The organism is Actinoplanes sichuanensis (assembly GCF_033097365.1).
Classification (GTDB): Bacteria; Actinomycetota; Actinomycetes; order Mycobacteriales; family Micromonosporaceae; genus Actinoplanes; species Actinoplanes sichuanensis.
Map to the genome: position 1 here is coordinate 6,873,688 of NZ_AP028461.1, position 22,111 is coordinate 6,895,798.

Below are 22,111 nucleotides of genomic sequence, written 5' to 3' on the forward strand. Positions count from 1 at the left end.
CGGGTGACCACTGCGGGGTCACCCGCCGGACGTCGTCAGTCGTGGGCGATCGACGGGAGCCGGCGGAGCATCCGGTGCTCCTTCCAGGGCGACCGGCCGAGCAGGACCAGGATCCCCGGCAGCAGCAGCGCCCGGACCAGCGTGATGTCGACCAGGATCGCGATCGCGAGACCCACACCCAGCTGCTTCATCTCCAGGGTGGAGAGCGTCGCGAAGACCGAGAACACCGCCACCATCACCATCGCGGCGCTGGTCACCACGCCCGCCGAGGAGGCGATGCCGTGCCGGATCGAGTCCCGCAGGTCACCACCGCGCTGCAGCGGCTCACGGATCCGACTGAGGATGAACACGTTGTAGTCCATCGACAGTCCGATCAGTACCACGAACAGGATGATCGGGATCCAGGCGACGATGAACCCGCTGGATTGGAACCCGAGCAGACCCTCCGCCCACTCGTTCTGGAAGACCAGCGTGATCACCCCGAACGACGCCGCGACCGACAGCACGTTGAGCACCGTGGTGAGCATCGCGATGATGATCGACCGGAAGGCCAGCAGCATCACGATCAGGCTCAGCAGCAGCACGAAGCCGACCACGATGGGCAGACGTTCCTGCAGCAGGTGGGAGACGTCCGAGCTGAACGCCGTGCCGCCACCGACCGCCCAGGTCGCGTTCTGCAGCCCGCCGAGCGCCGCCGGCGCCAGGTCGGTTCGCAGCACCTGCAACGTCTGTTCCGCCTCCGGGCTGTCGGCGGTCTGCGGGAACGGCACGAACATCCGGGTGATCCGTCCGTCCACCGAGGTCGAGATGCGCGGCTCCTGCACCGCCGAGAACCGACCGCTCGCGGTGGCCTTGGCGGACAGGTCGGCCAGCGCCGCACGGACCTGCTCCTCGGTCGCCGGCTCGTGCTCCACCACGACGGTGTGGCTGGAGCCCTCGCTGGGGAACGCCTCGATCAGCCGGGCCCGGGTCTGCACCACCCCGTAGCTCTGGGGCAGCTGGTCGTCGGTCGGCATCTGCAGCTTCATGCCGAACATCGGGGCGGTCATCGCACCGATGATCAGGAAGCCGAGGATCACGGTCAGTACCGGCGCCTTGAGAACCGGGCGCAGGATCGCGTTCCAGATCCGGCTCTCCCCCGATGCCTGCGCCCGCCGCCACAGCAGCGGGATGCGCGGCGAATTGATCTTGTCGCCGAGCAACGAGAGCATCGCCGGGATGAACGTGAGCGAGCCGAGGACGGCGAGCAGCACCACGATCATCGTGCCGAGCGCCAGACCGGCGAAGAGCGTGCTGTTGGTGAAGAACATGCCGCCGGCGGCGACCGCCACCGCGACACCCGAGACGATGACGGTACGGCCGGAGGTCGCGGCCGTGCGCAGCAGCGCGTCGTGGGTGTTCAGCCCCGCGGCCCGCTCCTCACGCTGCCTCCGCACGTAGAACAGCGAATAATCGACACCGACCGCGAGGCCGAGGAGCAGCACCAGACTGGACTGGAACGTGTTGATCGGCACGAGCGCCGACAGCAGCCCGTTGATGCCGAGCGCCGCGCCGACCGCGGTGAGGCCGAGCAGCAGCGGCAGACCGGCCGCGGCCAGCGCGCCGAATGCCACCAGCAGGATCGCCAGCGTGATCGGGATGCTGATCAGCTCGGCCCGCTGCATGTCCTTGGCGTCCTGGTAGGCGAACTCCTTCCGGATCGACCCGGCGCCTACCTGCTCGATGCGCAGGTCGGAGTGCGCCGCCTGGACGCTCTCGGTGGTGTCGAGCATCGGCTGCACGATCTCCACCGGGTTCTTGCGCTCGGTCCCCTGGCCACGGTCCATCTCCACGGACAGCCGCACGGTGCGGTTGTCGTCGGAGAAATACGGGCCCTCGATCTGGAGGATGTTTCCGAGATCGGTGTACCGCTTCTTCAGTTCCTCGCTGACCGCGGTTCCGGTGGCCCGATCCAGATTGCCCTCACGGGCCTGGATCAGCACCGTTTCCCATGCACCCTCGTCGAACTCCGCATTGTCCACCGCGCGTTCGGCGACGGCCGACTCACCATTGAGGTAATCGGCGTCCTCGAGCTCGTGCGAGGGCACCAGGAATGACGACGCATAGGTGAGCATGGTGAGCAGGAGCCAGAGGACGAGGACGAGAACCCGTCGCTTCGCGCTCCACATCGCGAGTCGTTCGGCCAGGCCGCGAGGTGACCGTGGCCCGTCGCCCGCCGCGCGCTGCGGCGGCGGTGTTACCTGTGGCTGATCAGTCGCCCTGACACTCACTGGTCCTCCATTCGACCGAGGTTCTCCCTTACGGCCGTTCGAAGCTATCGAGGGCGCGGACGCCGCCGCTGGGGCGCTAACCCGTCTCTTGGGTGTGGCTAGCACTACCTCCGATCGGTGGGTTCACGGCCACGCGGCGGCGCCCGGCGCGCGGGTAGCGTCACCGTCATCCACACGGAGCTGGAGTAGACGAATGAGTACCTGGTTCGGGGAAAGAAAGCCGATTCTGCTGAACAAGGACGGATGGCGGGCCGGCCTTTACGCCACGGCGGCGCTGTTTCTGGCGCCTCTCTACTTCACGCCGCTCATTCTGATGATCGCCGGCGTGGTGGGCGTCGCCGTATTCCTGATCGGCCTCGCGCTGATTCCGGCGGCCACATTCGCGGCCCGCTGGGCGATCCATCTCGAGCGTGGCGCGCTGCGGATCGCCGGCGAGGAGATACCGCCGCCCCGGCACAACCCCGGCTGGCGGGGGCTGGTCGACGGGCGGGCGTGGCGCACCCTCGGGCACAGCGCGGCGCTGGCGTTCTGGTCGCTCGGCGCCGGTGGCCTGGTCGCCGGCCTGCTACTGATCGCGTTCCTGCTGGTCAACCTGCCGTGGATCGCCACCATGATCCCGATCGACTACGCGAACATCAACGGCTTCCCGATCAGCTTCGGTGCCTCCGCGTTCGGCATCCCGGCCGGGCTGGCGATCGCCACCGGGGCGCTGCATCTGGCCCGCTGGTCGGTCCGGTCCGAGGCGCTGGTCGGGCGCTGGTTCCAGGGCGAGGGCGGCCGGCTGCGGCTCCAGCGGCGCATCGAGACGCTGGAGTCCACCCGGACCGCGATGATCGACGCGGCCGCCGCCGAGCGCGCCCGGATCGAGCGCAACCTGCACGACGGCGCCCAGCAGCGGCTCCTCGCGGTGGCGCTGGCGGTCAGCCGGGCCAAGCGGATCGGTGACACCGACATGGAGAAGACGCGCCGGCTGCTGGACACCGCCCAGTCCGAGGCGCAGGCCGCGGTCCAGGAGCTCCGGGAGATCGCCCGCGGCGCGCACCCGCCGATCCTGACCGAGCGCGGCCTGGTCGCCGCGGTCGTCTCGGCCGCCGGACGGCATCCCGCACCGGTGGAGCTGGACATCGAACTCGATGAGCGCCCGTCCCCTCGGATCGAGGCACTGGGCTACTATGTGGTCTCGGAAGCGCTGGCGAATGCGGCAAAACACGCCGGCGCGGCTTCCGTCACCATCACGCTCTCCCGGGCGGCGGACGACCTCGAGGTGCGGATCGTCGATGACGGGATGGGCGGGGCGCAGCTCTCGCCCGGCGGTGGACTCGCCGGTCTGGCCGATCGTGTCCACGCGGTGGACGGCACGTTCGCACTCCAGAGTCCGCTGGGCGGCCCGACCGAAATGAAGGCAACCATTCCGTGGGAAGCGTAGAACGGCGTCCTCGGGTCGCCATCGCCGATGACTCCGTGCTCCTGCGCAGCGGTGTCGCCCGTCTGCTGGAGGACGAGGGGATCGACGTGGTGGCCGAGGTCGGCGACGTGCCGGGGCTGCTCGCCGCGGTCGGCGAGCACCAACCGGACCTGGCGATCGTCGACGTACGGATGCCGCCCAGCTTCACCGACGAGGGCATCCACGCAGCGCTCGAGATCCGCGCGTCGTACCCGAAGATCGGGGTTCTGGTCCTCTCCCAGTACGTCGACGAGAGGTACGCCACCGAGCTGCTCAGCCGGGGCACGAACAGCATCGGTTATCTGCTCAAGGACCGGGTGCCGGACATCGACGACTTCGTCGCCGCGGTGCACCGGGTGCTCGCCGGGGGCAGCGCGCTGGACCCCGAGGTGGTCGGGCAGCTGGTCGCCCGTACCAAGATCCGCAGTAATCCGGTCGTCGACCGGCTGTCGGCCCGGGAGTACGAGGTTCTCGGCTGGATGGCCGAGGGCCTGAGCAACAACGCCATCGCGGAACGGCTGTTCGTGGCCCCGCGTTCGGTGGAGAAACACATCCGCAGCATCTTCCTGAAACTGGACCTGTCCCAGGACGAGCAGGACCACAACCGCCGGGTCCTCGCCGTGCTGCGCTACCTGGAGTCGCTCGCGCCGGGCGGCCCCGGTCGTGGTGACTGACCGGGGCCGCTGCGGGTGGTGCTCAGGCGGTCCAGACGAAGCTCCGGGGCAGCAGATCCGCCGGTAACCACGGGCGCAGGAACGCGGCCAGCTCGTCGTGGGACGGCAGACCGGCGCCGCCGCGGTTGGCCGGCGGGCCCGGATCGACCGCCGCCGGCATGACGATCGCCTCCGGTGCCGGGCCGCCGGCACGAACCCACACCGCGTCCAGCGCCCCGTCCGCACGGCCCGCCGTCAGGCCCAGCCGCAGCCGGTAGGGCAGGCCGGCGGCCAGACCGGTGAGCCGGTGCGCGGTCGCGTCGGCCGGGGCCGAACCCTCGTGCCAGGGCACGGTCGGAGTGCCCCGGCGGATCGCCTCCCAGTCGGCCAGAGCCGGCGCCACCAGCGCGTTCGGGATCGCCGACACCGCCAGAACCGCGGGGCTGTCGTGTTCCAGCGTGGCGCGCAGAGCGGCCGGATCGGTCAGCGCCCGCCCGTCGGTCCAGGGCACGACGACCGGATCCGGCCGCTCCCCCACGTGCACGACCACGTCGTACCGGAACATGGTCAGCTCGTTGCGGCAGGTCGCGACCTTGGGCCGGATCTCGACCGCCGCGACCCCCGGCAACGTCCCGGGCAGGGCGGTGAACCAGGCGGGGGCGACGACCAGCTCCTGGTCGATCGCCACCCGCCTGCGTACGGCCGCCGCGCGCGCCGCCGGCTCGAGGTCACGGCCGGTTGCGGCAACGACCGACGCGTGGAACACCCCGAGCAGTGGCAGGGAACGCACGTCGCCGACGAACACCGTCCCGCCGGGCCGGGTGGCGGCGACCGCACCGGCCAGCACCTCCCGCAGATAGTCCAGGTCGGGGAAGTACTGGACGACCGAGTTGAGCACCACACCGTCGACATCGGACGGCAGCCCGGAGAAGTCCTCGGCGCGGCGGTGCAGCAGCCGGATCCGGCGGGCCACCGCGACGTCGGTGACCGCCCGGCGGGCCCGCCGCAACGCCGACACCGAGAAGTCGGTCGCCCAGTACCTGTCGCAGTGCGGCGCGATCCGGGCCATCAGCAGGCCCGTGCCGCAGCCCAGCTCCAGCACCCGGGCCGGCCGTCGAGCCAGGATCCGCGCGACCGTCTGGTCCACCCACTCCCGCATCGCGTCCGCCGCCATCGGCTCGCCGTCGTAGCTGCTCGTCCAGCCGAGCACGTCGAACGCCGGGTCCTCGGGCGCGTCGGTGCGGCTGTACAGCGACTCGTACATCGATTGCAGGCCGGACACCCGGTCGGGGCCCGCCGCGGGTACCGGACGGCTGGTCAGTACGGCCGTCCGGGCGCCGCCCGGCCCGGCCTCGACACGCGCGTCCCGTACCCGCGGATGGTCTGCCAGAAGGGCGGCGACCCGGTCGTCGACCAGGGTCACGGGGTGGTCCCGCGCTCGGTGAGCGCGTCGCTGAGCGCCGTCGTCATCCGGTCGACGGCCTCGTCCAGCTCGGCCACGGTCACCGTCAGCGCCGGGCGGAACCGGAGGGTACGTTCCCCGGCCCCGACGAACAGCGTGTCGTACTTCTCCCGCGCGATCTCCACGACCCGGTCCCGCAGCGCGCCGTCCACCAGGTCGACCGCGCAGAGCAGGCCCCGCCCGCGCGGGTCGTCGACGGTGCCCTTGAAGTCGGCGGCCACCTCCCGCAGCCGACCCAGCAGGTGGGCGCCGCTGGTGGCGGCGGCGTCCATCAGCCGGTCCTCCTCGATCACCTCCAGGATGCGGGTGGCCCGCAGCATGTCGATCAGGTTGCCGCCGAAGGTGGAGCTCAGCCGGCTCGGCGTACGCATCGCGTTGAGCGGCTCGTCGAGCACCCGGCGGCCGCCCATCACCCCGCACACCTGCGTCTTCTTGCCGAAGGCGACCAGGTCGGGGGCGAGCCCGAGCTCCTGGTGCAGCCACGGGACGCCGGTGACGCCGCAGCCGGTCTGCACCTCGTCCAGCACGAACAGCGCGTCGTGCCGGTGGCAGAGCTCCTGCATGGCCAGCAGGAACGCCGGGCGCAGGTGCCGGTCGCCGCCCTCGCACTGGATCGGCTCGGCGATGAAACAGGCGATCTCGTCCGGATGCCGCCGGAACGCCGCCTCGGCCGCGGTGATCGCGGCCCGCTCGTCGACGGTCAGCTCCGGGTCGGCCCAGAGGGCCGTGTCGTTGACCGCGGGGCTGGGGATGCGCGGCCAGTCGAACGCCGGATACAGCGCCGTCTTGGCCGGGTCGGTGTTCGTCAGCGACAGGGTGTAGCCGGAGCGGCCGTGGAAGGCCCGCTCCAGGTGCAGCACCCGCCAGCCGGCGACGGCCACTCCGCGACGACCGTTGTGCCTGGTCTTCCAGTCGAAGGCGACCTTCAGCGCGTTCTCGACGGCGAGCGCGCCGCCGTCGATGTAGAGCAGGTACGGCAGCTCCGGGTCACCGAGCACCCGCAGCAGCGTCTGGGTGAACCGGGCCTGCACGTCGGTCGGGAAGTCCGGATTGGACGGCTTGAACCCGGCGAGCGACTGGAGCTCGGCCAGGAACCCGGCGTCCTCGGTCAGGCGTGGATGGTTGTGCCCGATGGCCGAGCTCGCGTAGAAGCCCACCATGTCGAGGTAGCGGCGGCCGGTCCGGTCGTCGACGATCCACGAGCCGGAGCTATGCCGACGGCTGATCACCAGGTCGTAGAAGTCGCCGGTGACGTGGCGCCGGAGGACGTCGACGGTCTCCGGCGTGAGGTCGGCTGATAGGAGGTCCACAGTCATGTCATTCCCCTTAGTTGTCAGGCCCTGGCGGCGAGAGCCGGCGTCGTGCCGACCTCGCCGAGAACCGCACCGGTCAGGCCGCGCACCCGGACCAGGACCCGGCCGTCGGGCGACGTCGCGACGGCATGCCGGCCCGCGGTGTCCGAGGTGAGGGTGATCGCCGGCAGTCCGGCGGCGAGCCGGAGGTCGTTGCGGCTGTCGTAGAAGTCGATCCGGTCGATCGCGGTCGGCGCCACGAGCGGCGCTCGCCCGTCCCGGACGTGTGGTAACACCGTCACCCGGAACAGGCCGTCCAACAACATCGCCGGTAGACGGAAGTCGTCGAACCGGGGCGGCCGCGGCCCCTCTGGTAGCTGGAAGGTGGCCCGGCAGCCGTACTCGTGGAGCCGGCCGTCGGTGTTCGTGGCGAAGAGGCCCGCGAGGCGCAGGTACTCGTTGTCGCACAGGTACGGGTCGGGGATCGGCGGACCGGCCGGCGCGCCGATGACCGGGCCGTCGGCGGGCGCCGTGCCGGGTGTGCCCAGGTGCACGACGGCCTGGCAGTAGAGCCGGTCCGGGCGGAGCAGCGTGCCGTCCGGGGCGTGCACGTCACCGGTCACCGTGACCGCGAACGCGGTGCCGGGACCGGAGGTCTCGACGGCGACCCGGTAGACGTTCGGGCGGCCGGGCTGGCGGCGTACCGGCGCCAGGAACCGCACATCGGACACGGCGGTCACCGGACGGCCCGGGCTGACCGCGCACGCCGCCTCGGCCGCCGCCTCCAGCAGGAACGCGCCCGGCACGGTCGGCAGGTCACGGACCAGGTGCTGCCGCAGGAACTCGTGGTCGTCGGCGGTCAGCTCCAGCGTGCCGGTCCACCGGCCGTCGCCGTCCGGCCGGAACCCGCCGACGAGCAGGGCCGAAGCGGGCGAGCCGAGCAACGCCGGGCGGCTGCCGAGGATGGCGTCCCGGTGCTCGGCCTGGAGGTAGACCACCGAGCCGCTCTGCCCCGGATCGGCGACCTCGGACAGGAAGTAGCCGACTCCGGCCGCCGTGTCGATGCCGTCGACGCCGCCCGTACGGCTGAGGAAGCTCTTGGTCAGGCTGTTGGCGGCGAAGCCGACCTCACGCCAGAGCGGCCACTCGACGGTGATCTCCCGGGTGTCGCCGACGGCCCGGGCCGCGGTCGCCAGGAACGCGTTGGCCGAGGCGTAGTCGGCCTCGCCGGGCCCGCCGGCGAAGCCCACCACCGAGCCGAAGTTGCACCACACCCTCGGCGGGGTGGCCGCGAGGGCCCGCTTCAGGTTCAGATAACCGCGGACCTTCACGTCGCGGACCCGGTGGAACTGGTCCAGGGTCTTGCGGCCGAGCGCGGCCGAATGGTTCACCCCCGCACCGTGGATCACCAGGTCGACCCGCCCGTCGCGGGCCAGCACCCGGCGCACCGCGGCGTCGACGGACTCGCCGTCGGTGACGTCGCAGACCACGTAGGTGACGTTGTCGGCGCCGACGTGGGCGGCCATCCGGGCCAGGTTGCGGTGCACCTCGCGGGCGTGAGCCATCCGGTCGGTCTCCCGCTTGGCCTGCGCGAACGTGCCGCCGTCGGGCAGCGTCCGCAGATAGTCCGCGCGGTGCCGGGCGAACTCCTCGTCGCTGCCGCCGGTCACCCACTCCGGGCGGCCGTCGAGCGGCACGGTGCCCAGCAGCCACAACCGTGCACCGGCCCGTTCGGCCAGCGCGAGGGCGATCTCCGCGGTCAGGCCACGGGCGCCGCCGGTCGCCAGCACGACCGGTCGTTCGCCGAGCGTGGCGGTGATCGGCGGCAGGTCGGGGCGGGCCGGGCGGGCGGTGGCCACCGGTGCCTCCCGGGCCCGGCCGCGCCTGATCACCAGCGGCGGGCCGGACTCGGCGGCCAGTTCCGCACGGAGCGCGGCAAGCCCGGCCGCCGGGTCGGTGCCGTCATGGGCCACCGTCACCGTCCGGATTCCCGGCCGCTCGGTCTGCAGGCTCTTCAACAGGCCGTCGAACAGCCCGAGCGCCGGATGCGCGGTCGTGTCCACCGCGCCGAGCAGGACCACACCGACCGAGGTCACCCCCGAAGGGCAACCGCTCAAGACCTTGAAGACCCCGTCGTGTACGGCCAGAGCCGCCTCGGATCCGTCGAGCCGACCACGGCCCGCCAGCACGTCCGACACCACCAGGATCGACGTGACGTCCGCCGGCACCGCCACGTCGGTCAGGTCACCGTCGGTGAGCACCAGAGTGTTCGGTCCGGCGGCCACCGGTTCGAGCGGCGGCAGTGAACGGGTGGTCACCACGAACCGCTCGGCGGCCGGTGCCGCCTCCTGCACCGGCGTCTTCTGCAGGGTCAGCCGGTCCTCGGTGCCGGTGATCGGGTCGACGCACCCGATCTCGACCTCGGCCGCCGGGCTGACCAGGGCTTGCACCAGCAGACGCGCGGCGTCGCCGCCCAGATAGGTGGGTTCCGGGCCGCTGCCGTCGGCGACCAGCCGCACCGCCCCGGCCCCCGTGGCCGGGGCGTCGCGGAGGGTGCCGAGGATCGTCAGGCCGTTCTGCTCGGCGGTCGACCGGCGGGTCAGGACCACGGTGAACGCGCCCTCGGCGAGCGGCCGGTCGACGGTGCCGCCCAGGACGTACGCCAGCTCGTCGGTCGAGTTGCCGTTGACCCCGCAGACCACCGCCAGGTCGAGCGGTGTCTCGCCGGCGGGCGCGTGCAGGTACTTGCTCGCCACCCGGATCGCTTCCAGGCTGGAGCCGAGCCCGGTGTCGACGGCCATGTTGACGCCGTGGAAGTCGAAGTAGTTCGCCACCCGGGCCGGGACGATGTTGGTCATCAGGCCGGGCAGGGTGTCCGGGCCGATCGGCGGGAACAGCCGCCGCACCCCGCCGGTGAACACGTCGAGCGCGGCGGTGACCACCTCGTCGGCGGCGAGTTCCGGATCGGCGCGGACCGCCTGCTCGACCAGGGTCAGGTAGCAGCGGGACGCCGACAGGGCACCGTGCCGGGTGGGCCCGAGCTGGCCGACGAACACGCCGGTGGTGTCGCGGTAGTCGTCGAACGTGTCGCCGAGCGGCGAGCGGATCAGCTTGTCGACACATTCCAGAGCCATCAGCTGGGCCCGGTCCGACGAGCGCATGATCGGCGGCGGGAGCCGGAAACGGCGCACCGGGGGCGCCGGGTAGTCGTCGCCGAACGTCCGCGCGGGTGCGGCGCCCCGGCCGGTCAGCCAGGCGGTGACGTCGTCGTCGGCGACCTCGCCGGGCAGGTGGGTGGACCAGCCGACCACCACGACCGGGTCGTCGGGCCGCGGCTCGGGGTCGGCGGCGGGACCGGCCGGTAGGGGGCGGTCGGCCACGACGACGTGGGCGTTGGTGCCGCCGAACCCGAAACCGGAGACACCGGCGAGCCGTGGCCGGTCGGCGGTACGCGGCCACGGTGTGCCGATCTTCGGGATGGTCAGCGAGCTGCCCTCGGCGGCGACGGCCGGTCCGCTGGCGACGAATCCCTGCTGCGGGGCGATCGTCTCGGCCCGCAGCGAGAGCAGCACCTCGATCAGCGACACCACACCGGCCGCCCAGCCGGTGTGACCGATCTGCGCCTTGTTGGAGGTGACGAGGCAGCCGTCCGGGCCACCGAAGAGATCCTTCAGCGCGGAGAACTCGGTGCTGTCGCCGGCCCGGGTGCCGGTGGCGTGCGCGGCCACCCAGTCCACCTGCTCCGGCTCGACACCGGCGGCCCGGTAGGCGCGGCGCACGGCGAGGCGCTGCCCGTCGGCGTTCGGGGCGTGGATCGCCTTGCCCCGTCCGTCCGACGAGGTGCCCACGCCGAGGATCACCCCGTGGATCTCGTCGCCGTCGGCGCGGGCCTGACGCAGCGTCTTGAGCACCACGACCGCCGCCCCGTCGGCGAAGAGCACCCCGTCGCCGTGGCTGTCGAACGGCCGGATTCGATCCGATTCGGACAGACCGCCGAGTTTTCCGAACATCACCGGGTTCCGCGGGCCCATCGCGTGGGCGCCGCCGCAGATCGCCACGGTCGCCGCGCCGGTCCGCAGGGCCTTGATGCCGAGGTCGACCGCGTACAGCGACGACGAGCACGCGGTGTCGACCGCGGTGACCGGTGTCCCGTCCGGGAGCAGCCCGTCGACGGCGGCCCGCATCACCGCGTGCGGAAGGCGGGTGGCGGGGGTGTCCCCGGCGCGGCGCAGCGCCTCGGCGACCACCCGTTCCACCTTCGCCGCCCGGTCGTCGTGACCGACCGCCCGCAGCCGGGCGACGAGCCCGGCGGCCGCGCCCCCGGCGGCCAGGGCCTCCTCCAGGTGCTGGCTGCCGTCCGCGGTGTAGCCCAGGTAGGCGACGTGCCCGCCGGCCGGCCGGGTGACCCCGGTGAGCGCCTGCTCGATGGCCCTCCGCAGCCACACCGTGGTGTATTCGGCGCCGCCGCTCGCCTCCTCGGCGTTCGTGACGAAACCGGCACGGCGCGATCGGGTACGGTCCTGCGCCCCCGGATCCGGCGAATGGAAGATCGAGTGGTCCCACCGGTCGCCGGGCTCGCTGAGCACGTCGTCGGCGCCGGCCCGCAACCGCAGGAACTCGGCCGGACTGTCGGCGCCGGGACAGACCAGCCCCATACCGACGACCACGATGGCGTCGTCGGGCTCCGCCTCATCCGCGGGCTCCCCCGGCGCCGCACTCTCCGCCGCCGCCGTCTCCGGCGCCGCGCTCTCCGCCTTCTCCGCCGCCTTCTCCGGCGCCGCGCTCTCCGCCTTCTCCGCCGCCGCCTTCTCCGGCGCGGACGGGGTCGGCGGGGTCGGACGGGTGGGTGGCGCCGGGCGGAACGCGGGTGGGGTCATGATCGCGCCGGCCAGGGTCAGGCCGCCGTCGGCCAGCAGGGTCTGGCCGGTCACCCAGGACGACAGGTCGGAGGCCAGGAACAGCACGATGTTGGCCAGTTCGCGTTCGGTGGCCAGGCGGCCGAACGGTGTCGCCTCGGACATCACCCGGCGCAGCTCGGCGGCGTCCGGGAACAGTTCGGCGACCGAACCCTGGACCAGCCCACCGGACGCGGTGTTGACCCGGATGTTGTCGGTCGCGTACTCGGCGGCCAGGTAGCGGGTCAGCGATTCGACCGCGGCCTTCGAGGTGCCGACCGTGACGTAGTTGCCGATGACGTGCCCGGCGCCGAACGACGACAGGTTGACGATCGTTCCGCCACCCCGCGCGGCCAGCAGCGGCCGGGCCGCCTCGGCACACCGCCAGGAACCACGGACGTTGGTGTCCCAGGCCCGGTTCCAGTGCTGTTCGGACAGTTCCGACGGCGGCAGCAGGGCTCCCGAGGCGGCATTGTTGACCAGGACGTCCAGGTGCCCGACCCGGTCCCGGATCTCCTCGAACATCCGGCCGACCTGCTCGTCGCGGGCCACCGAGCCACGGACCAGATGCACGTCGACACCCCGGGCGGCGAACTCGGCCTCGACCGCGCGGGCCGCGTCCCGGGAGTGGAAGTAGTTGAGCACCAGGCTCGCGCCCGCGTCGGCGAACGTGCGGGCGATCTCCAGGCCGAGGCCGCGGACACCGCCGGTGATGAGTACGGTCTTCCCCGTGAAGCTGATCATTTCCGGTCCTCTCACACCGTCGCGGACCGCATGCGGCGGACCAGGTCGGCGATCCGGCTGAGGGTGTTGAGCTCGGTGATCCGGAAGTCGTCGGGCAACGAGCCGAAGCCGTAACGCTCCCCCAACCGGGTCAGCAGCTCGGTCTGCTTCAGCGAATCCACACCGAGATCCGCTTCCAGCTCGGCGTCCGCGGTCAGCACGTCCACCGGATACTCCAGCGCCGCCGCATAGAACCCCCGCAGATCGGTGATCAACTGCTCCCGGTCGAGCCCCTGCTCCCGACCGAGCGGCGGCGGGACGGGCGCGGCCGCTGAAACCGGCGAAACGGGGGCGGGCTCTGGAACCGGCGAAACGGGGGCGGACTCTGGAACCGGCGAAACGGGGGCGGCTGCCAGAACCGACGAAACGGGTGTGGCCGACGAAAGCGCGGAAATGGGCGAGACGGAGGGATCGGCCGGGGCCGCCGGCTTGGTGCCGGACATTCGGATGACGAGGCTCGCGATCCGGCTGAGGGTGTTCAACTCGGTGATCCGGAAGTCGTCGGGCAACGAGCCGAAGCCGTAACGCTCCCCCAGCCGGGTCAGCAGCTCGGTCTGCTTCAGCGAATCCACACCGAGATCCGCTTCCAGCTCGGCGTCCGCGGTCAACACGTCCACCGGATACTCCAGCGCCTCGGCATAGAACCCCCGCAGATCGGTGATCAACTGCTCCCGGTTGAGCGCGCCCGGAACCGACATGGGGGCGGCGGTGGACGCGACGGCCGACGCGGGCACAAGAGCAGGCGCGGGCACAGCAGGTGCAGGTGCAGGCGCGGGCACAGCAGGCGCGGGCACAGCAGGCGCGGGCGCGGCGGAAGCGGGCGGGGTGGTTTCTCCGCGGAGGGCTCGCAAGGCCGTCGCGATCGGGTCGCGGCCGTCCAGGCAGGTGACGGTGACGACGCCCGGGACGATGGTCCGGGTCAGGCCGGTCAGCGCGTGCCGGGCGCCGACCTCGACGAAGGTCCGGAAGCCGGTTCCGTGCAGGAGCCGGATCGCCTCCCGGAAACCGACCGGCGAGGTGAGATGCCGGGCCAGCAGGGCGGGCAGGTCGTCCAGATCGTGGTAGGCGCGGCCGAGGATCGGCGAGTGCACCCGGGCACGCAGCGGCTGCTGACGGACGTGCCGGATCCGCTGGTGGAAGTCGGCGGCGGCGTCGGCGAGCAGCGGGTTGTGGAACGGGTAGGGCGACCGCAGCCGAGTCGTGACGATCCCGACCGACTGGGCGAGCCCCTCCAGGCGGGTCAGGTCACCCAGCGGGCCCGAGACCGCCACCTGATCCGGGCCGTTGTCGACGGCCACGGCGAGGCCGGGCCGGTCCAGCGCGGTGACGAGAGCGGTCGCCCGTACCGCATGGGTGGAAAGGGAGGTCATCGCGCCGAGGCCGTCGAGCGGCCGGAGTGCCGCGGTCCGTTCGGCGACGATGACCGCGCCGTCGCCGACGCTGAAGGCGCCCGCCGCGACCAGCGCCGAGATCTCGCCGAGGCTGTGGCCGACCAGGACGCCGGCGCCGATCCCGGCGTCGGTGAGGATCCGGTGGATCACCAGGTTGGTGCCGTAGAGGGCGAGTTGCAGCAGGTGCGGATCGCCGTCGAGCAGTTCGGCGAGGGTCGGCGCGTCCGGGCGCAGCAGCCGGTCGCCGACGGTGGGCACGCCGTGGGCGGCGAGGGCGGTGTCGATCGCGGTGAAGATCTCGGCGGTCTCCGGCCGTTCGTGCCGCAGGGTGCCGAGGGCGCCGTCGAGGTACGCGCCCTGGCCGGGAAAGAGGAAGACGTAAGGGGACACGGTCGGTCACTCCCAGGATTGGGGTCGGGTCAGGCTTGGACTTCGGCGGCGGCGTACTCGTCGACGGCGGCCAGGTGCTCGGCCAGTTCACGGACGGACGGGGCCTGGTAGATGTCGACGAGTTCGACGGGCCGGCCGGTCCGCATCTGGATCTCGGCCGCGATCTGGACGGCGAGGATGCTGTCGCCGCCGAGTTCGAAGAAGTTGTCGTGGACACCGACCCGCTGCACCCGCAGCACGTCCGCCCACACCTCGGCCAGGGACCGTTCCAGATCGTTCGAAGGCGCCTCGAACAGGGTCGACAGCTCGGGCCGTTCGTCGTCCGGCGCGGGCAGCGCGGCCCGGTCGACCTTGCCGTTGACGGTGAGCGGCAGCTCCGGGAGGAACACGAACGCGGCCGGGATCATGTAGTCGGCCAGCCCGACCGCCAGGAAGTCGCGCAGCGGGCCGACGGCCGGCTCGGCACCGTCGGCGGGCACCACGTAGGCGATCAGGCGCACCGAGTTGTCGGCCTGGCGCTGGGCGACGACCACACAGGACCGGACGCCGGGGTACGCGGCGATGGCGTGCTCGATCTCGCCGAGCTCGATCCGGTGGCCGCGGACCTTGACCTGGAAGTCGGCCCGGCCCACGTACTCCAGGCCGCCGTCCGGACGGACCCGGGCCAGGTCGCCGCTGCGGTACATGCGGGCGCCCGGCTCCGGCGCGAACGGGTCGGGGACGAACCGCTGGGCGGTCAGGTCGGGGCGCCCCCAGTAGCCGAGGGTCACGCCCTGACCGCCGACGTAGATCTCGCCGACGACACCGACCGGGGTGGGCCGCAGGAACGCGTCGAGCACCCACACGTCGGTGCCGGCCATGCCGTAGCCGACCGGCGACTCCACCGGCTCGTCGGCGCCGACCTCGTGCGCGGTGACGTGCACCGTCGTCTCGGTGATGCCGTACAGGTTGATCAGCGACAGACCGGCCACGACCGGATCGGCGCGCCACGACCGTACCGCCGCGAAGTCGAGGCGCTCGCCGCCGAAGACCACCACCCGTACCTTCGCATCGCCCGGAATCTCGCCGACCAGCTGTTTGAACGCCGACGGGGTCTGGGACAGCACGGTGACGCCCTCGTCGGCGAGCAGCCGGCCGAACGCCCGCGGCGAGCGGGCGGTGTCGTTGTCGACGACGACCGCGGTGGCGCCGGCTCCGAGAGCGGCCCAGATCTCGTAGACCGAGACGTCGAAGGCGTACGAGTGGAAGACCGAGAACACGTCGTCGGGAGTCGGGCGGACCACCGGCCGGGTCGCCGAGAGCAACCAGCCGACGTTGCCGTGGGTGACGAGCACACCCTTCGGGCGGCCGGTCGAGCCGGACGTGTAGATCATGTAGGCGGCGTCGTCGGGAGTGACCGTGAGTTCGGTGAACGGCGGCGCCTCGGCGTCCCGGAGCGTGTCGGCGGGCAGCACGGTGGCGTCGCCGTCGAACGAGCCGACCACCACCTCGACACCGGCGTCGGCGACCATGAACGCCAACCGGTCGGCCGGATACCAGGGCGGCAGCGGCACGTACGCCGCACCGGCCCGCATGATCCCCAGCAACACCGGCACCAGATCCGCGGACCGGTCCAACGAGACACCGACGAACGAGCCACGCCGCACCCCCTCGGCGGCCAGCCGGGCGGCCACCACGCCGGAGCGGCGCCACAGTTCGGCGTACGAGATCCGGTCCGCACCGGCGACGACCGCGATGCCGTCCGGCGCCCGGTGGACCGAGTCGCGGACCGCCGACACCACGTCGGTGACCTCCACCCGGTCGCCGGCCGACCACGACTCGGCCCGGTCGAGCAGCGAGAACGACGCGTGCGGGCGGTCCGCGTCGGTGGCCAGGGTGGCCAGCGCCCGGGCGTACGCGTCGGCCAGCATGTCGATGTGCCGGCCGAGGGTGACCTGGTCGTGCACCAGGACGAGGGCCAGGCGATCGGCCGGCGGGTGCACGGAGAACGCCGCCATCAGCCGGAAGTGGGTGTTCTCCGAGGACCGGGTGTCCGGGCGGATGTCCCACGGGGAGCCGTCGTGGAAGACCCGCTTCAGCTCGTGGAACGTGACGAAGTGGAAGGACGCGTCGAACAGCTCGGACCGGTGCAGGTCACGCAGGATCCGGCCGAGCGGGTAGCGGCGGTGTGGGAGCAGGTCCACCTCGGCCCGGTGGGCGTGGCGCACGATGTCGCTCCACGAGCCGTCGCCCAGCGCCAGACGGAACGGCACGGTGTTGAGGAACAGGCCCTTGATCCGGTCACCGTCCGGTCCTTCCGGCCGGCCGTGCGTCACCATGCCGCTGACCACCTCGCGGGAGCCGAGCAGCCCGGCCAGGACGCGCAGATGCGCGGCCATCAGAACCGATTTCAGCGGTACGCCCAGCCGCCCGGCCAGGTCACGCAGGCCCTGTTCGACCTCGGCCGGAATGTCCACCGACCGGCGGGCGATGGTGAGTTCCCCGTCGCGCTCGGCCAGGTCGGCGATCCGGGTCGGCGGCGCGTCGGCGACCTGCCGGGCCCAGAAGGCCCGCGACTCGGCCGACGTGATGGCGGCCTGTTCCAGCTTGACGAACTCGGCGAACGAGCTGCGCAGCGGCGGCCGGTCGAGCGGTGCACCGGTGTCCACCACCGACCAGTGGTCCTCGAAGATCTCGGCCAGCAGCGACGTGAAGCTCCAGCCGTCGACGATCAGGTGGCTCTCCACGACGAGCAACTGGAACCGGTCGGCGGCGCGGCGCAGCAGCCGGAACCGGATCTGCGGCGGCCGGCCGGGTTCGAACGCGTCGTCGAGTTCGGCGGCGATCACCTTCTCGATCGCGGTCTCCTGCTCGGCCTCGGTCAGCCCGAGCAGGTCGACGCAGGTCACGTCGGCCGGCGCGGTCCGGTAGACGAGCTGCAGCGGCCGCAACAGCCCGTCGACGGCGAATCCGGTCCGCAGCGCGGGGATCCGCTGGACGGCCGCCTCGACCGCCGCGGTGAAGGCGTCCGGGTCGACCCGGCCGGTGACGTCCAGGCTGTTCAGGTTGTGGTAGATCCGGCTGTTGGCGTGCAGCCGGTTCTGGAGGTACATGCCGAGCTGGGTGGCCGTCATCGGGTAGGCGTCCTCGACGTCCGGCGGGACCATGGCCCGTTCCTGGTCGGTGAGCAGCTCGAACGGCGCGGGCAGGGCGCCCGGCGGGACCGCTGCGGTGAGCGTCTCGGCGAGGGCGGCGATCGTCGGTGTACGGAACAGCGCGTCGAGGGTGACGGTCAGCCCGAACCGGGACAGTTCGCCGATGATCTGGACGGCGAGGATGCTGTCGCCGCCGAGTTCGAAGAAGTTGTCGTGGACACCGACCCGCTGCACCCGCAGCACCTGCGCCCACACCTCGGCCAGGGACCGTTCCAGATCGTTCGACGGGGCGGTGTACGCGGTGGACAGCTCGGGCCGTTCGTCGTCCGGCGCGGGCAGCGCGGTCCGGTCGACCTTGCCGTTGACGGTGAGCGGCAGCTCCGGGAGGAACACGAACACGGCCGGGATCATGTAGTCGGCCAGCCCGGCGGCCAGGAACTCGCGCAGCGGCCCCACCGACAGTTCCACGCCGTCGGCCGGGACCACGTGGGCGACCAGGCGCACCGAGTCGTCCGACTGGCGCAACGCCGACACCACACCGGAGCGGACCCCCGGGTACGCGGCGATGGCGTGCTCGATCTCGCCGAGCTCGATCCGGTGGCCACGGACCTTGACCTGGAAGTCGGCCCGGCCCACGTACTCCAGACCGCCGTCGGCGTGCACCCGGGCCAGGTCGCCGCTGCGGTACATGCGGGCGCCCGGAACCGATGCGAACGGGTCGGGGACGAACCGCTGGGCGGTCAGGTCGGGGCGTCCCCAGTAGCCGAGCGCCACCCCCTGGCCGCCGACGTAGATCTCGCCGACCACCCCGGCCGGCACCGGCCGCAGGTACGCGTCGAGCACCCGGACGTCCGTACCGGGCAGCCCGAAGCCCACCGGCGATCCGGTCGGCTCGCCCGCGCCCACCTCGTGTTCCGTGACGTGCACCGTCGTCTCGGTGATGCCGTACATGTTGACGAGCGACAGACCGGCCACGACCGGGTCCTCGCGCCATCCGCGGACCGCGGCGAGGTCCAGGCGTTCGCCGCCGAACACCACCACCCGGACCCGGGAGTCCGCCGGCAGCTCGCCGACGAGCTGTTTGAACGCCGACGGGGTCTGGGACAGCACGGTGACGCCCTCGTCGGCGAGCAGCCGCCCGAACGCCCGCGGCGAACGGACCGTGTCGCCGTCGACCACGACCGCCGTGCCACCCGACGCGAGCGCGCACCAGATCTCGAAGACGGAGAAGTCGAAGGCGTACGAGTGGAACACCGACCAGACGTCGCCGGGGCGGGTGCCGACCGCGGGCCGGGTGGACTCCAGCAGCCAGCCCAGGTTGGCGTGGGTGACGACGACGCCCTTGGGTCGGCCCGTCGAACCGGACGTGTAGATCACGTACGCCGGGTCGCCGAGTGACAGCGGGACGTCGTCGAACGTTCCGGCGCCGGATTCCCGCGGGGTGTCGGCGGGCAGCACGGTGACGTCACCGTCGAACGAACCGACCACCACCTCGACACCGGCGTCGGCGACCATGAACGCCAACCGGTCGGCCGGATACCAGGGCGGCAGCGGCACATAAGCCGCACCGGCCCGCATGATCCCCAACAACACCGGCACCAGATCCGCGGACCGGTCCAACGAGACACCGACGAACGAGCCACGCCGCACCCCCTCGGCGGCCAGCCGGGCGGCCACCACACCGGAGCGGCGCCACAGTTCGGCGTACGACAGGCGGACGTCCCCGGCCACGACGGCCGTCTCGTCCGGTGTGTGCCCGACGCGGTCGCGGATGGCCGGCAGCACACCGACGACGCCGACCGCCGCACCCCGCGACCAGGACTCGGCGGGCCGGGGCGCCAGGTCGACCACCCGGGTCTGTGCGGTCGCTCCGGTGAGCACCGCGTGGACGGTCCCGATCAGGCTCTCCGCGGTCTGCCCGGTGACCCGGTCGGTGGCGTACTCGACGAGCAGCTCGATCCGCTCCGGCGCCTCGGTGACGCTGAGCAGCAGGGCACACTTCGCGGTCTGGCCGCCACCGGCCATCGGTGTGATGGTGAGACCGGGCAGGCGGATCTCGTCGGGGACGACGGTGTGCACGAACATGGTGTCGAAGCCGCGGCGCGGCCGGCCGGCGTCGGCGAGCAGGTGCACGGGCAGCGCGGGACGGCTCATCGCGTCGCGCAGCGTGCCGGTCACCTCGGCGAGCACGGCACCGAACTCGGCCTCCGGGTCGATCTCGACGGCCACCGGCACCACGGCCGCGAACGAGCCGACCACGTCGATGTGGCGGACCGGGCGGTTCGCCGACGCCATCGCGAAACCGGCGTTACGGCCGTCGCCGAAACCGGCGAGCGCGACCGACCAGGCGGCCGCGAGCACCGCGCCGACCGTGGTCCGCCGGGTGGCGGCGAGGCGGCGGACCTTGGCGAGATCGTCGCCGGTCAGCTCCCGGGTCACCCGGGAGCCCTGGTAGGTGCGCGAGCCGGCACCGGTGACGAGGCGGTCGGGGGCGGTCTGGGCGACGGCCAGCCGGCGGCGCCACACGTCGCGGTGCTCGTCGAGGTCGCCGTCGGCCAGCGCCCGCAGTTGTCCGGCACTCCATTCGGTGTATCCGGTGCCGGGTTCGCCGGCCGGGGCGGCGCCGGTGCCGTAGGCGGTCAGCAGGTCGGCGAAGAGCACCTCACGGGACCGGCCGTCGGTGATCAGGTGGTGCACGTACAGGCAGAACACCGCACCGTCGTCGACGAGCAGCAGGGTGGCCCGCAGCAGTGGCGGGTGGGCGAAGTCGAAGCCGCCGGAACTCGCCGCCCGGATCCGCTCGTCCAGTTCGCCGTCCGGGTGGTCGGCGCCGGTCAGGTCGACCACGGTGAACGGCACGTCCACGTCGTCGTGGACGGTCGCGACCGGGCGGCCGTCGTGCCAGCCGTACCCGGTGCGCAGGGTCTCATGCCGGGCCACCACCAGGCGCAGGGCCGCGCGCAGTGCCTGCACGTCGACGGCGCCGCGCAGCCGCAGCACATAGGGGATGGTGTACGCCTCGGCACCGGCGGCCGACTGGCACTCGGTCCAGAGCGCCGCCTCGACCGGGGAGAGTTCACGCTGTCGCATTCGTTGCCAGTCCTTCCAGGGTCGGGGCGGGGTGCGAGCCGGCGGCGCGGCACACGGTGGCGACGTCGGCATCCGCCGGATCCACCTCGGCCAGCGCGCCGAGGCAGCGCAGGAAGTCGTCGGCGAGGCTCTCGGCCCGTCCCGCGGGCAGGCGGACACCGTTGACGTGGAGCAGCAGCAGCGCCGGGTCGCCGATCATGGCGGCGGCCACGATCGGGTGCGGCGCGTGGTCGACGACGTCGAGGAATTCGATCCGGCAGCCGGTACGGGAGCCGGTGAACTGTTCGATCGGCGGGAAGTGCGAGACGACCAGGATCGAGTCGGCGTCCAGGGCGCGGCGCTGTTCGGCGGTCCAGGCGCGGGCCAGCCCGGCCTGCACGTCGCCGAGCCAGCGGTCCAGCGGCGCCTCCGGTGTCACCGGCAGCAGCAGCGGGGTGGTGGCGACGAAGTTGCCGATGGTGTCGGCCGAGCCGGCCACCTGGTGCGGGCGGCCGTAGCCGACCACCCCGAACCGGACCGGGTCCTCACCGGTACGGCCGGCGACGGTCAGCGCCCACGCGCCATGCACCAGGGTGGCGACCGTGACCCCGGACCGGCGCGCGGCGGCCCGGACCCGGTCCATCAGGTCGGCGGCGAACGGCCGGATGATGCGGCGCTGCTGGCCCGGCGCCCGGGTGCCGCCGAGCGCGCCGACCAGACGACCGGTCCGGTCGGGCATCGTCTCGGCGGGCGCCGCGGCGGGCGGGTTCGCCTGCCGCCAGCGCACGTAGGCCAAGAACGATCCGGCCGGGGCGCTGACCACGTCCGGTTCACCGGCCAGCAGACGGTCGTACTCCTCGGTCAGATCGCGCAGCATGATCCGGCTGGAGACGCCGTCCATCACGATGTGGTGCGAGGTCCAGCAGACGTACGCGGACTCGCCGTCGTGCACCGCGTACGGCGTCACGGCCCGGTCCCGTTCCAGGTCGATCTCCCGTTCGAACTGCTCGTCGAACAGACGGGTCGCGACGGTGCGCAGCCGGTCCGGGGCACCGCCGCGCACCGACACCATCGGCACCGGCGCCGGCGCCCCGGCCGGGAACTCCTGTGTGGGCGCCGGCTGCCCGGTCCACCGGAAGCGGGCGCGGAGCATCTCGTGGCGGGCCACCGTGCGGGCCCACGCCTCCTGGAAGGCGCCCGGCTGGAACGGCTGCACCAGGCAGCGGACCTGGAGGGCGTAGATCGACATCCCGTCGTTCAGTGACTCGAACAGGATGGCCCGCTGCTCCGGCGTCAACGGCATCGTGCCGTGCGATTCGTCAGACATG

The 22,111-nt window shown here is 72.4% G+C and carries 9 protein-coding genes; 2 read left to right on the plus strand and 7 right to left on the minus strand.

The genetic code is table 11. The annotated features are described in order from the left end of the window. Positions 1 to 35: 35 nt before the first annotated feature. Positions 36 to 2,168 carry an MMPL family transporter gene (locus Q0Z83_RS31850; protein WP_317786931.1) on the minus strand — a complete coding sequence of 711 codons (2,133 nt, stop codon included), beginning with the start codon at positions 2,166 to 2,168 and terminating at the stop codon, positions 36 to 38. A 295-nt stretch (positions 2,169 to 2,463) separates the two neighbouring features. On the opposite strand from Q0Z83_RS31850, the gene Q0Z83_RS31855 reads away from it, so the two are divergent. Both Q0Z83_RS31855 and Q0Z83_RS31860 read left to right on the plus strand, forming a co-directional pair. After that, a complete protein-coding gene (locus tag Q0Z83_RS31855; protein WP_317786932.1) occupies positions 2,464 to 3,696 on the plus strand; it encodes a sensor histidine kinase in 1,233 nt (410 codons plus the stop codon). Next, positions 3,684 to 4,388 carry a response regulator transcription factor gene (locus Q0Z83_RS31860; RefSeq protein ID WP_317786933.1) on the plus strand — a complete coding sequence of 235 codons (705 nt, stop codon included), beginning with the start codon at positions 3,684 to 3,686 and terminating at the stop codon, positions 4,386 to 4,388. Before Q0Z83_RS31855 ends, Q0Z83_RS31860 begins: the two co-directional genes overlap by 13 nt. 22 nt (positions 4,389 to 4,410) lie before the next feature. Here the strand turns inward: Q0Z83_RS31860 and Q0Z83_RS31865 are convergent, their stop codons facing one another. The 6 genes from Q0Z83_RS31865 to Q0Z83_RS31890 are packed head-to-tail and all read right to left on the minus strand — an operon-like array spanning position 4,411 to position 22,110. After that, complete coding sequence (locus Q0Z83_RS31865) at positions 4,411 to 5,790, minus strand: class I SAM-dependent methyltransferase (RefSeq protein ID WP_317786934.1); 1,380 nt, start codon at positions 5,788 to 5,790, stop codon at positions 4,411 to 4,413. Continuing rightward, on the minus strand, positions 5,787 to 7,145 hold the full coding sequence (gene lat / locus Q0Z83_RS31870; RefSeq protein WP_317786935.1) for an L-lysine 6-transaminase: 1,359 nt from the start codon (positions 7,143 to 7,145) through the stop codon (positions 5,787 to 5,789). Before lat ends, Q0Z83_RS31865 begins: the two co-directional genes overlap by 4 nt. A 17-nt stretch (positions 7,146 to 7,162) precedes the next feature. After that, positions 7,163 to 12,760 carry an SDR family oxidoreductase gene (locus Q0Z83_RS31875; RefSeq protein WP_317786936.1) on the minus strand — a complete coding sequence of 1,866 codons (5,598 nt, stop codon included), beginning with the start codon at positions 12,758 to 12,760 and terminating at the stop codon, positions 7,163 to 7,165. Positions 12,761 to 12,771: 11 nt separating this feature from the next. Next, the gene (locus tag Q0Z83_RS31880) at positions 12,772 to 14,580 is read right to left on the minus strand and encodes an acyltransferase domain-containing protein (RefSeq protein WP_317786937.1); all 1,809 of its coding nucleotides are present in this window, start codon (positions 14,578 to 14,580) and stop codon (positions 12,772 to 12,774) included. A gap of 29 nt (positions 14,581 to 14,609) precedes the next feature. Next, a complete protein-coding gene (locus Q0Z83_RS31885) occupies positions 14,610 to 20,804 on the minus strand; it encodes a non-ribosomal peptide synthetase (protein WP_317786938.1) in 6,195 nt (2,064 codons plus the stop codon). Beyond that, positions 20,791 to 22,110 carry a condensation domain-containing protein gene (locus tag Q0Z83_RS31890; protein ID WP_317786939.1) on the minus strand — a complete coding sequence of 440 codons (1,320 nt, stop codon included), beginning with the start codon at positions 22,108 to 22,110 and terminating at the stop codon, positions 20,791 to 20,793. Before Q0Z83_RS31890 ends, Q0Z83_RS31885 begins: the two co-directional genes overlap by 14 nt. Position 22,111 lies beyond the last annotated feature (1 nt).

Excerpts from the sequence above, each read along its gene's own strand:
- Q0Z83_RS31850 (WP_317786931.1), bottom strand. The coding sequence starts at position 2,168 with ATGTGGAGCGCGAAGCGACGGGTTCTCGTCCTCGTCCTCTGGCTCCTG.
- Q0Z83_RS31855 (WP_317786932.1), top strand. The coding sequence starts at position 2,464 with ATGAGTACCTGGTTCGGGGAAAGAAAGCCGATTCTGCTGAACAAGGAC.
- lat (WP_317786935.1), bottom strand. The coding sequence starts at position 7,145 with ATGACTGTGGACCTCCTATCAGCCGACCTCACGCCGGAGACCGTCGAC.
- Q0Z83_RS31875 (WP_317786936.1), bottom strand. The coding sequence starts at position 12,760 with ATGATCAGCTTCACGGGGAAGACCGTACTCATCACCGGCGGTGTCCGC.
- Q0Z83_RS31885 (WP_317786938.1), bottom strand. The coding sequence starts at position 20,804 with ATGCGACAGCGTGAACTCTCCCCGGTCGAGGCGGCGCTCTGGACCGAG.
- Q0Z83_RS31890 (WP_317786939.1), bottom strand. The coding sequence starts at position 22,110 with ATGTCTGACGAATCGCACGGCACGATGCCGTTGACGCCGGAGCAGCGG.